Origin of the sequence: Photobacterium lucens (assembly GCF_009873615.1) — a bacterium.
Taxonomy (GTDB): domain Bacteria; phylum Pseudomonadota; class Gammaproteobacteria; order Enterobacterales; family Vibrionaceae; genus Photobacterium; species Photobacterium lucens.
Genome location: NZ_SSMG01000085.1, coordinates 1 through 10,297, shown reverse-complemented (window position 1 = coordinate 10,297; position 10,297 = coordinate 1). Strand labels below are relative to the sequence as shown.

At 37.5% G+C, this 10,297-nt stretch carries 11 protein-coding genes; 4 read left to right on the top strand and 7 right to left on the bottom strand.

The features are described 5' to 3' along the window. Window positions 1-148: 148 nt before the first annotated feature. Window positions 149-523 carry a spore gernimation protein gene (locus tag E5A76_RS04860; protein ID WP_187695555.1) on the bottom strand — a complete coding sequence of 125 codons (375 nt, stop codon included), beginning with the start codon at window positions 521-523 and terminating at the stop codon, window positions 149-151. A 563-nt stretch (window positions 524-1,086) separates the two neighbouring features. Between E5A76_RS04860 and E5A76_RS04855 the strand changes: the two genes are divergently transcribed. Beyond that, window positions 1,087-2,376, top strand: a complete 1,290-nt coding sequence (locus E5A76_RS04855) for a hemolysin family protein (protein WP_161118256.1) — start codon at window positions 1,087-1,089, stop codon at window positions 2,374-2,376. Between the two features lie 58 nt (window positions 2,377-2,434). Here E5A76_RS04855 and E5A76_RS04850 read toward each other — a convergent pair whose 3' ends face one another. From E5A76_RS04850 to bla, 5 genes are all read right to left on the bottom strand, one after another. Continuing rightward, complete coding sequence (locus tag E5A76_RS04850) at window positions 2,435-2,893, bottom strand: hypothetical protein (protein WP_008987120.1); 459 nt, start codon at window positions 2,891-2,893, stop codon at window positions 2,435-2,437. 136 nt (window positions 2,894-3,029) lie between these two features. Next, on the bottom strand, window positions 3,030-3,623 hold the full coding sequence (locus E5A76_RS04845) for an alpha-ketoglutarate-dependent dioxygenase AlkB family protein (protein ID WP_161118255.1): 594 nt from the start codon (window positions 3,621-3,623) through the stop codon (window positions 3,030-3,032). 101 nt (window positions 3,624-3,724) lie between these two features. After that, window positions 3,725-5,791 carry a sensor domain-containing phosphodiesterase gene (locus E5A76_RS04840; RefSeq protein WP_161118254.1) on the bottom strand — a complete coding sequence of 689 codons (2,067 nt, stop codon included), beginning with the start codon at window positions 5,789-5,791 and terminating at the stop codon, window positions 3,725-3,727. Between the two features lie 345 nt (window positions 5,792-6,136). Beyond that, window positions 6,137-6,679: a prepilin-type N-terminal cleavage/methylation domain-containing protein gene (locus E5A76_RS04835; protein ID WP_161118253.1), complete on the bottom strand. Its 543-nt coding sequence runs from the start codon at window positions 6,677-6,679 to the stop codon at window positions 6,137-6,139. A 141-nt stretch (window positions 6,680-6,820) separates the two neighbouring features. After that, on the bottom strand, window positions 6,821-7,705 hold the full coding sequence (gene bla, locus E5A76_RS04830; protein WP_161118252.1) for a class A beta-lactamase: 885 nt from the start codon (window positions 7,703-7,705) through the stop codon (window positions 6,821-6,823). A gap of 211 nt (window positions 7,706-7,916) precedes the next feature. On the opposite strand from bla, the gene E5A76_RS04825 reads away from it, so the two are divergent. Further along, window positions 7,917-8,636, top strand: a complete 720-nt coding sequence (locus E5A76_RS04825; protein WP_107166598.1) for a sulfite exporter TauE/SafE family protein — start codon at window positions 7,917-7,919, stop codon at window positions 8,634-8,636. Window positions 8,637-8,776: 140 nt separating this feature from the next. Next, window positions 8,777-8,929: a hypothetical protein gene (locus E5A76_RS20360; RefSeq protein ID WP_164488069.1), complete on the top strand. Its 153-nt coding sequence runs from the start codon at window positions 8,777-8,779 to the stop codon at window positions 8,927-8,929. An 80-nt stretch (window positions 8,930-9,009) separates the two neighbouring features. Here the strand turns inward: E5A76_RS20360 and E5A76_RS04820 are convergent, their stop codons facing one another. After that, the gene (locus tag E5A76_RS04820) at window positions 9,010-9,252 is read right to left on the bottom strand and encodes a hypothetical protein (RefSeq protein ID WP_161118251.1); all 243 of its coding nucleotides are present in this window, start codon (window positions 9,250-9,252) and stop codon (window positions 9,010-9,012) included. Window positions 9,253-9,736: 484 nt separating this feature from the next. Between E5A76_RS04820 and E5A76_RS04815 the strand changes: the two genes are divergently transcribed. Further along, window positions 9,737-10,192, top strand: a complete 456-nt coding sequence (locus E5A76_RS04815) for a SulA-like leucine-rich domain-containing protein (protein ID WP_053989676.1) — start codon at window positions 9,737-9,739, stop codon at window positions 10,190-10,192. Window positions 10,193-10,297 lie beyond the last annotated feature (105 nt).

Below are 10,297 nucleotides of genomic sequence, written 5' to 3'. Positions count from 1 at the left end.
TGGCAATTTATATAAATAACAGCAGTAATACGAATTACTCGTAACATCTTAATGACATCAACCTAAGCGGTTTTAGCTGCAATGAATTGACAACAGAGATAAAAAAAGCAGCCATTCATGCTGCTTCTTCATTTCAATCACAATTGTATTAATTACGGTAGTAATCAATTACTTGAATTTTTACTGGTTTGTTCGCGTCACTAATATCAACTTTAAACTGATCGTCATCAATCACTTTTGCGTTTTTACCACCTTCGCCAATCACATCAACACCTTCAATTTTGGTGAAAAGTTTTGTGTAGTCATAATGCATAGTGATGGTTGCAGTGGTTGGTTTAGATGCGGTTAATTCAAAGGTACAGATACCTGTTGGACAGAACACATCAATATCTTCTGCAGACGTTACGGCAATCGAGTCCACATTCTTAAGTGGTGTGCCTGTAATTTTTGCTTCGCCACAACCTGTCAGTAATAATGCTGTTGTCACTGCAACAAGACCAAGTTGGATTTTCTTCACGCTCATACCCTCATGTATTCTGCTTTGCGGTATTCTTTATACACTGTCACCAAGAAACTTCAACGTAGACCGTACTGAAATCAACAAGTTCAACTCATTAGCGGCAAATTTCCACCTTACACAAGCTTTTTCTGTTTCAGCTAAATTACCATTTCACAACATATGAAATACATTTATTGTCAAAAATCATTAAATCACCTTGTATTAACTAACAATAATGATCACCTATTCTTACCAATCTTAGATTTAGGTTCATTTATCATTAACTTTTATCGGTAGACTATAGATATAATCACTAACAAGAGTGAATAAGCACTCTGCTATTCGCATGTCGGGTATATACCCAAGTGACTTCAAGTTACAGGATTCAGAACGTTGTCACAGCGTCGAGTTCTCTTGGCTTGTATGCGTTGTCGATAATTTCTGATTTAGAACCACTAGATCTTCAAATCATCTCCTTGCCTACAAACCAAGATATTCTCGCTGAACCTAGTAACTTGAAGTGACTTGGGTATACAAGTCTTTATTCCCACCTTCATAGATATGCTCAAGGTACCTAGGAGAATTTAATGAGTATCATTATTTTGGTCTGTTTGATCATTATTAATGGTTTGTTTGCCATGTCTGAAATCGCTTTGGTCACTGCAAAGAAGAACCGTTTACAACGCTTAGCAGATGAAGGGAATATCTCTGCACAAAAAGCCATCGAGCTGGGCGAATCCCCAACCCAGTTTCTTTCAACGATGCAAATTGGGATCACCGTGATTGGTATTATGAACGGTGTCATTGGTGAGGCGGCATTAGCAGGCCCTATTTCTAGCTGGCTAATTGACTTTGGTGTGCCAGCAAAAACAGCCGCATTCAGTGCATCTGCACTTGCTGTTATTGTTCTAACCTATGTTTCGATTGTGATTGGTGAACTTGTCCCTAAACGTTTAGGTCAAGTGAACGCTGAAGGCATTGCGGTATTCTTCGCTCGCCCAATTGCAATTATTGCGTTTATCTCTCGCCCTTTCGTTTGGCTATTAGCTAACTCAACCGATTTACTATTACGCCTTATGGGTAGAGGCAAAGATGATAACTCTGCACTGACGGAAGATGATATTCGCGCTGTTATTGCTGAAGGTTCACAATCCGGTGTTATCCACCAGCATGAACATAACATGATGCGAAATGTGTTCAACTTTGATGATCGTAAAGTTTCATCACTAATGACACCACGTAATGAGATCACCTATTTAGATCTCAACCACGCACCTGAGAGTTACCAACAAAAGTTATTGTCGACGAATCATCACTGTTTACCTGTCGGTAATAACGGCTTTAGTGATGTAAAAGGCACATTAAACGCTAAGCAACTGTTACAGTTTATTCAAAACAATACGCAAGAAAATCCACAATCAATATTAGATTACGTGACACCACCAGTATATGTGCCTGAAAACTGGACGGGAACAAAGCTGCTGGAGCTCTTCCAAAGTTCAGGTCATAACTTTGCGTTTGTGGTTGACGAATACGGTGATATTCAAGGTATTGTTACTTCACAAGATGTGCTTGAAGCTTTAGCGGGTAAATTCACCCCAGAAGATCCTAAAGACGTATGGTCAGAGCAAAACCCTGACGGTAGTTGGAACCTTGATGGCATGATGCCTATCACGGTGTTTAAAGACTTATTGGAAGTAAACAAACTGCCCGATGAAGAAGATGGCGGTTATCACACCCTTAGCGGTATGTTGGTATGGCTATTAGATGACTTACCTAAGCTCGATGACACGATTCGCTGGCAAGGTTGGGAGTTCCATGTACTTAGCTTAGAGCACAATCGTATCGATCGTATCTTAGCTAAGCGTTACGAATAATCCTTATACCCAATTAAAAGAGTTAGCCTTCAAGCTAACTCTTTTTTCAACTGCTTTATTAGCTATAAGCAGGACTCGTTGTTTGTAACGTTGCTCTAAATGCTTTGATCATAAAAAACAGATAAAACACTTCAAAGGTAATACTAAATAATAATAAACCGTAAGTATCATGTTTTAAAAAATCGGGAAAAACAAAATACATAAGACCAAAAAATACCAACGCAAATGGAATTAAATAAAAAACTGCAACTCGCCAACCTACAACCCAATTTAACGAAAAGTATTTAATTAAAAAATTATTACCGTTATTTCCGCCATTCACGATAAATAAAATAATAAAGTTAATGAGAAAAATTACGTTATCAGCGAGTGATTCTAACCCATCACGCTGTGGTGAATAGTACGAATAACCCATCATAATCATAGCCGGAATCACAAAATACAACGCTGATTCCCGCTCAGTGACATTATTGTGCTTTAAATCAAGCAACAAGGCTTTTAAATTGAAAAAATACATATCTCCTCCCTTATCGTTAAAAGCGTATCTTGATAAGGCGAAGATGCTAATTGTAATAATCTAATAATTAGAAAGAGTTATCAAAGTCGTTTGATCTGATGATAATTGCCTCTCTAAAATGTGATCACACTTTTAATTACGGGTTAATAAAACGAAAGGTCAGATTTATTCGTGGCTCATTAACACGTTTAGTTTTTGGTAGTGCATGTTGCCAATACTGCTGAGTATCCCCTGCCATAATAAGCAATGATCCCGGCGTTAATTGAAAGGCTATTTTCTCTTTGGTTGCTTTATGTTTAAACACAAATTGTCGTGTCGCACCAAAGCTTAATGAGGCAATAACAGGCTGATGACCTAACTCTGGTTCGTTATCTTGATGCCACCCCATATAATCTTCACCGTCACGGTACAAGTTGCCAAGTACAGAGTTAAACGATGTTTGAGCTACTTGCTCACATTGGGCTTTTAATGCTGATAACGATGCAGTCCAAGGCTGTGGGTGCATGGTTAGCCCTGAATAGGTATAAGCAGCATCACCTAACCAGGTTTGTAATCTTGGTTGAAGTACCGATTTACCAAACACCTTAATGCGCTCTTGCCGCCAATCTAACTCGTTATTAAGCTGCTGATAATAATGCTCTGCTTGCTGCAAGCTCAGAAAGTGAGGATGCCAATAGATCAAACCATTATTGATGCTTATCCATTCGCCTTGTTCTGCAAATAAATCCATAAACGCCTCACCTTACCTATTATCAATAACCGAACATAGCCAGTTTAAGTCATTGTGATACATATACGAAAAAGCCATAGCAATCACTATGGCTTTTAAGACTATTTGTTCATGATTTCAATTAAAAACGCTTTCAATGGTCTTGGTTTGGCAACACCATAACCTTGCGCATAAGTAATATCATGCGATCTCACTAAGTTAATATGTTGATCAGTTTCAACAAATTCAGCTACGGTTTCTAAACCTATGTCTTTCGCTACATTACTTAATGATTCCACAATCAAACGATCGGTTTCACTAACAGGTAAATCACGAATAAATTCACCATCAATTTTTAAGATATCTAATGGTAATCGACGTAAATAAGAGAAACTCGCATAGCCTGTACCAAAGTCATCCAATGCAATCTTACAACCAGCACGACGTAACACTTGGATCGTGTCAATCGCCTGCTCTTCTGATTGTAAGGCCGATGATTCAGTGATCTCAAAACAGATCCGTTTCAACGGGATCTCATACTTATCAGCCAGCTTAAGAATATCTTGTGCTAACGTTGGCGATGATAACGATTTAGCCGTTAAGTTAATGGCACATTTCTCAATTTTATCCCAATCACTAATATGCTCATTCAACAATTTGAAAGTATGTTTCACCACCCAGCGATCTAACTCCGATTCCAGCTCAAACAAATTGATCATCGGGAAAAACTCCGCAGGTGTTACAACTTGCGCCATCCCCTCTGCAGGGTTGATACGTAGTAACACTTCAAAGCTATGGGCACTTTCTTTATCGCCCTTAAGTTTTAAATATGGCTGACAGTTAAGCTCAAACAGGTTGTTTTTAAATACATTTTGAATGTACTCCAGCATATCTACTTTGCGTACTAATTGAGACTCTTGCTCTACCCAATTGATGCTGCTGTTCGGCATTGCAGGTTGACCACATAACTGCGACACGATCGCTGAAATATCATCATCTTTAGTGATCTTTACACAATGCAATGTAGGCGAAACTAAGCTAACAGATGTATCACCCCAGTAGAACTGAAACTTTTTAAGTTGTGATACCAATACATTCAATTTGGTATCGATATTTTCATCAGAGATCGCAAAGCCCAGAATACCAATTGAAAATGGTGGCCTGTAGCAACGAAACACATTTTTGTTCTTAATCGTTAGGTAATTATTTAACTGAAAGATTAATTGTGCTTTACCTTGATAACCCAAATCCGTCAATTTAGACATGGTAGGAAGCAAATCTAGATAGACAATCACCGCTTTTTTATATTGGCTTAAATCTTCTTCCAACTGTTTTACATTAAATAAATCAGTATAAGGATCAATACGCTCTAACTTGATTTGTTGACGTAATAGTTCAAAGTTCTTAATCACAGCGCCAGCAATGGCGTAGCATAGTGTGAGCATTACAGCCAGCACAACTAATAAGCCATAAAACTGCTCATCCAGTGTTCGTAAAGTATTTACCCGATTAAGACTTTCAGTCAGCATCACCAAAGTGACAATCGTCGCCATCAACAGCGGTTGAACCAGACCAAAGCGACCAAAACCAAAGATAATTAAGATCAGTAAGACAAAACAAAGTGAATAAATCACTAATGCATTTTGGAACGAAATAGCGATAACGGTAATAATAATGAAAGTCGACAACCAGATTAAATGACTCGGTGAGTTATTCTTTGATTGTCGAATCTCTTCACTAAATTCAAGGTACTTCGACTTATAACCAAGCTTTGTGAATGCCAACAGGAACAGCACTAGCACCGTTGGTGTAAACGATAACTGAGTGAGCATGCCACCTAAGATTGAGTAAGCCATAAAATTCAGCGCTAATGGCTCTGAGCCAGCAAAAAAGCTTACCGTCATTGCTGTAACGTAAGTGGATAGCGGCAGTAATAAGCCAATAATCACAAAATAATTACCAATCACAGCACTGAAATTCTTATTCTCATATTGCTGATACAAGTAGATAAACAATTGAGAAAACAAGAATGGGAATACGGTCATAAATATGGCTGATGCAAAAGCGACATCAATTTCTTTTCCAATAAAGAAATAGTAATAAGTAAACACACTTAAACTAACAGCGTAAACAATACGCCAATTGAAAAAGATAAAAACAACCACCATCACAGCGTTTGCAATAGACATGATTGAAAATGATTCATGCTCTATTGAAAAGAACCGGGTTAAAAATAGACTTATTAATGTAGATATAAATACCAACAAATAAATAACAATTTGCTTTTGCCACTTATTTGTTATTACTGAACGATACATGTAGACACCACTGAAGAATTAAGTCAGGGATCATAACAAAATAACATTTATAGATTGGTTAATACGAAATAGAAACCAGATGAGAATAGAGCTAAAAATGTAACCAAATGTGAGTCATTATCCTTACTATTAACAAGTGATTTTAATTCGTCATATTACGACGATTAAATGAAACAACCCTATTACTTATGCTTATAACAAGCATAATAATTTAAATTAGCAATCTTGGTCTTCTATACCCACAACAGGTGGTTTGCCATCATAGTAATTAACAAAATACACGCCACATTGATCGTTATAACTAAAACCACGAGGAAAAATCTTTGCTACTTTTGGTGTATCACTGCCACTAGGAAGTTTTGCAATGTCTCCACTTGGGATCGTACGCTGATTCCCTAAGCCACACCATTCTGCTTTACATTTAGTATTGCGACCTTTGGTATAAGCAACATCATTAAGGGTTAATAAATAACGGGTACTTCCCATCCAATACGCCGTTGGATATCCCATTACTACTTCGATTTGTACATCACCGGCATCAATTTTCGATTTATTAGGATCATTTTCAACACCTAATACTGTGGCACGGGTATGAACAAAGTCACTTGCAGTGATCAATGACGATTTAACGCCCTTCAGCAAAGCAATCCGAGCATCTCTTGTTAATCCTAAAAATTTAGGCGCAACAAAGGCACTGATCACGCCAACGATGACGATAATGATAACCAGTTCAATGAGAGTAAACCCTTTTGTTTTCATTATGTGCCTTTGCTTTATTCATTTGAAAAAGCTTACATCATATTTTCATTGTTATCTTTATCAACAATAACAGCAAAATCATGCTAGCTAGTTCAAACTATCAATTGAAATCATACAGTACACGACTGTATGACTTTATTATTATTTCTCATATTGCTGGAAAATAGCACGACCAATTTTCGCGATTGCTTTGTCTCGCTCAGGGATAGTCGCTTGAGTACCTGTTAAGTAAACACTGATCACTAATGGTTGCTTTTGCTCATTCCAAACCACCGCTGTGATCCCGCGAGAGCCATAACCACCAGCACCTGAACGGTCAGCGATTTCCCACCCTTGTGGCAATACGGAGCGGAATAAGCCATTCGAGACTTTGTTCGCTTTCATCCATTGTGTTAATTGCGCTTTAGAAGCAGGATTGAGTGCATCACCTAAAACAAGTTTCGTGATTGTCTCATTCATAGCATACGGTGTTGTGGTATCGCGTTTATCACCCGGCGCTGCTTCGTTTAATAGCGGCTCAATACGATCCAATCTCGTTACGTTGTCACCGTTATCAATCAGAAATTTCGTCACCCCTGCCGCACCACCAATCTGTGCCAATACAAAATTAGCAGCTGAGTTATCACTGGTTGTCATAGTGTCAAAACACGCTTCTTTCAGTGAAACCTCTGTGCCGATCTTATCTTTAAATATAGGCGCGTAATCCAAAATCGCTTCAGCCGCTACAGGATAAGTCTTATCCATCATGCCTTTGGTAATTTGATTATCATGAAGTAATTTCGCACAGGCTAAGGTTTTAAATGTGCTCATTAATGGAAAACGTTGATCACTGTTATAGCCATACAGCGCATCGCCTTTCCCATTTAAAACAGAAACACCAACTTTCGCGCCTAGTTGTTGCTCTGCTTGTTTAATCGCACTATCAATATTGGTATTGGCAACGCTTAGGGCAGAAAACGTTAAACTCACACTCCCCATCGCTAATGTGACTACATGCGATACGATGCTTTTTTTGCAGATGTTCATGATTGATAAACCTATTTCTTATTTACTGTTGCGCATTCTATCAGTAATAAAAACTGAGATATGATTGTTTTGTAACATAAGGTTTATATTTAATAACCGCAAAGCTAGATGTTTATGTTCTGATTTACTTTGTACATCATTAGTATTAATTTGAATCATTACCTGTACAGACAAGTACATACTTCTATCTTTACGACACATCATAGATAAAATGAATATCGAACCTACCACCTTGCTTGCCATCGTTGCGATTTTTGTTGGCTCTTACGTACAAACCGCTATTGGCTTTGGACTTGCGATTGTGTCTGCGCCAATTCTGATTGTGTATGCGCCTGAATATGTACCAGCGCCTATTTGTCTTATCGCCCTCTTTATTTCATTACTCAATGCGCTTAAACATCGAAGCAACATTGAAATTGGTGGGCTAAAAATGGCTATTTTTGGTCGTATCCCAGGCTCAATTGCAGGTGCATGTTTATTAGTTTATGTTTCAGCACATACGCTTTCATTGTGGATCGGCATACTGGTACTGCTTGCAGTATTTGTGAGTATTATGCCCTATCGCATTGAACCAACGCCTAGACGCATGGTGATTGCGGGATTTTTCTCAGGATTATTTGGTACCAGTTCTGCCATTGGTGGTCCGCCTATGGCGATATTGTTGCAACACCAAGAAGCCAACCAATTACGCGGGAACCTTTCCGCTTTCTTTGTGTTCAGCTCTATTATTTCGCTAACGGCTCAGATACCAGCAGGATTCTTATCACTAAAAGAGTTATGGCTTACGCTCCCTTTAATTCCAAGCGCATGGCTAGGTTACTGGTTAGCTTTTAAAACAACACAGTCATTGCCGAAAGAGAAAATTCGTTACGGTGCACTGATCTTATGTTTACTGTGTGGCGGAATTGCTATTTTCGAAAGCCTTCGTTGAAGATAGATCACACTATCTTTCAAAAGCTGCGATGATATTGCCAACAATATCAATATAAACAAACTCATTGATTGACCACCCTATTACAAATTGATAAAAAAGATTTAACAAGGCAAGTATTTATAAATAGTGAGGATGATATGGATATTGTTGTTGCCTTAACAAATGGAAAGTTTGGTATTGTTGAAGATTACAACTCAGCAGATGATCTTGAAGGCAGTTGCATTGAGTGCTGGGTTGAAAATGAAGCTGGGTTTACGTACGAAAAAGCCGTTGTAGCCTACTGCGTATAAGCAGAAAATACCGACTACTTAAGCGTCTAGACACCTAGGCGCTTTTTTGTGCCCTTTTTACATCATTAAACGAATAATCATTAGCGCATACGAATGTAGGTTGGGATCTCTAACATTTCTTCAAGGCTATCAAAACATAGTGATGATTGGCTTTGCACTATTTCTTCTAAATCATCAAAACTCACACCAAAAAAGCGAGAGCCTTTCATTAAGCCATTAATGAATTCTCTTTTCTCGCGCTTCTTTTGATATTCAATACTTGGGATCACACAATATTGTTGATATTCGTGCTTTAAATAATTAAGAAAATCCGTTTTATCCATATTCACTATCCTAGCTTACATTTAAGAAAACAACACATAGCAAAAAAGTGACTCATCAGTAACAAAAGAATAGCACATTCGTAATCACAGAAATTATAAATCCGTTACGTTTTACAAATTTTATGTATAAATTCTATACAGTAAGACTCACCTGTATAAACACCTGTATAAACACCTGTATAAACACCTGTATAAACACCTGTATAAACACCTGTATAGCAGGTGTGATAACGCTCAATTTTTTAGCACGCAACACTGTCTAATTACATTTTAAAAACTTCCCTCTTATCTTTAAGGCAGTTTTAAAAGCAAATAAAATCATTAAATATCAAGATCATATAAAGACATCAACTATCGTTCAGCCTGAAAGTTAAGACAAATAAGAACAGAAAAAAATACAAAAAGTACTTGCAACAGTAATCGAATAAAACTACTGTATACACATACAGTATGTATATATAACCACTGGTCGAGGAAAGCACTAATGAACTACCACCCATCTATTACTGCTTCGCAAGTTTACAAGTCTACATTTACAGCACATTCAACTTCTTTATCTGAAGCTGTAGGTCAAACGATTGAAGTCAGTTACAGTGCTGAACAGCAAACCCAGTTGGCTTATTTTTTACGTCTACTAAAGAAAGCAAATAGCGAAAACCGTTGGATTATGTTTGTTGGTTACGATGCATTAATTGATAAGTCACTCCTAAAGAATGCCGGTATTGATATTAATAAGGTGTTATTACTTAAGGCGTCAGAGCATCAAAGTAAACATAACCTATTAGTAAAAGCGCTTGAGATGGGAAATTGTAGTGCTGTTATAGTTGCAGGTGACATTGAACAGTTTGACACCCCTTTAGTTAACTCTGCAGCAAAAAATGGAAAAGCAATGGCGTTTGTTCTAAATAAGAACCTAACGACTCACCTAACAGTCCATTAATAATTCAACATATTGGTAAGTAAACAGTTAAATAGGTAATTTTTTAACCATAACAAGTTAAAAAAGTGAATGTAACCGCTGATTTTATACACAAAAAATATACAA

What these genes read in the sequence shown, in the direction of transcription:
- E5A76_RS04815 (WP_053989676.1), top strand. Translation starts at nt 9,737, where the DNA reads ATGAACTACCACCCATCTATTACTGCTTCGCAAGTTTACAAGTCTACA.
- E5A76_RS04835 (WP_161118253.1), bottom strand. Translation starts at nt 6,679, where the DNA reads ATGAAAACAAAAGGGTTTACTCTCATTGAACTGGTTATCATTATCGTC.
- E5A76_RS04860 (WP_187695555.1), bottom strand. Translation starts at nt 523, where the DNA reads ATGAGCGTGAAGAAAATCCAACTTGGTCTTGTTGCAGTGACAACAGCA.
- E5A76_RS04845 (WP_161118255.1), bottom strand. Translation starts at nt 3,623, where the DNA reads ATGGATTTATTTGCAGAACAAGGCGAATGGATAAGCATCAATAATGGT.
- E5A76_RS04820 (WP_161118251.1), bottom strand. Translation starts at nt 9,252, where the DNA reads ATGGATAAAACGGATTTTCTTAATTATTTAAAGCACGAATATCAACAA.
- E5A76_RS20360 (WP_164488069.1), top strand. Translation starts at nt 8,777, where the DNA reads ATGGATATTGTTGTTGCCTTAACAAATGGAAAGTTTGGTATTGTTGAA.
- bla (WP_161118252.1), bottom strand. Translation starts at nt 7,705, where the DNA reads ATGAACATCTGCAAAAAAAGCATCGTATCGCATGTAGTCACATTAGCG.
- E5A76_RS04840 (WP_161118254.1), bottom strand. Translation starts at nt 5,791, where the DNA reads ATGTCTATTGCAAACGCTGTGATGGTGGTTGTTTTTATCTTTTTCAAT.
- E5A76_RS04855 (WP_161118256.1), top strand. Translation starts at nt 1,087, where the DNA reads ATGAGTATCATTATTTTGGTCTGTTTGATCATTATTAATGGTTTGTTT.
- E5A76_RS04825 (WP_107166598.1), top strand. Translation starts at nt 7,917, where the DNA reads ATGAATATCGAACCTACCACCTTGCTTGCCATCGTTGCGATTTTTGTT.
- E5A76_RS04850 (WP_008987120.1), bottom strand. Translation starts at nt 2,893, where the DNA reads ATGTATTTTTTCAATTTAAAAGCCTTGTTGCTTGATTTAAAGCACAAT.